Annotated in this window: 1 protein-coding gene; it reads left to right on the forward strand. The window is 36.9% G+C overall.

The window, feature by feature from the left end; translation table 11 throughout:
• Positions 1–153 precede the first annotated feature (153 nt).
• A partial coding sequence (locus AC1DRF_RS31590; protein WP_477742772.1) for a LysR family transcriptional regulator occupies positions 154–590 on the forward strand: 437 nt, incomplete at its 3' end.

Here is a 590-nt window from a genome sequence, read left to right on the forward strand (position 1 = left end):
ATATAAAAGGAATTTTTAAGGTTGATAAAATTGCTTGGCAAAACGAGTTCGCTTATACTGTACTGTGATTCTATTTACGTATAAGTTCTAATTACTAGAACAGCTTTAAAATATGGACAACGAAACCAAACAGCAGTACATAAGGAGCAGCACATGGATATTAATTATTTATATACATTTAAAGAAGTAGCGAAGTGGGGGAGCTATACACGAACGGGCGAGGAGTTAGGGTATGCTCAGTCAAGCGTTAGCACTCATATAAAAAAGTTAGAGGATCATTACGGTCAAAAACTATTTGAACGAACAGGACAAAAAATGAAGCTGACTCAGCCTGGTGAAGAATTGCTTTATTATGTGAATCAAGTAACCGAGTTATTAAATGAAGCAAAAGAGCGTCTTACTACGAACGAAGATGCTAGAGGAACCGTTTCAATAGGAACCGTGGAGTCGCTGGCCGCCTATTTTATTACACCGTATATTCGTGAATTAAAAAAACAGCACCCTTCTCTAAAGATTATGCTAGAAGCGGGTTTATGTCCAAATTTAACACAAGGAATTATTGACGGAAAGTATGATGTAGCCGTTTTGCT

This window comes from Priestia sp. P5_B4 (genome assembly GCF_056400385.1).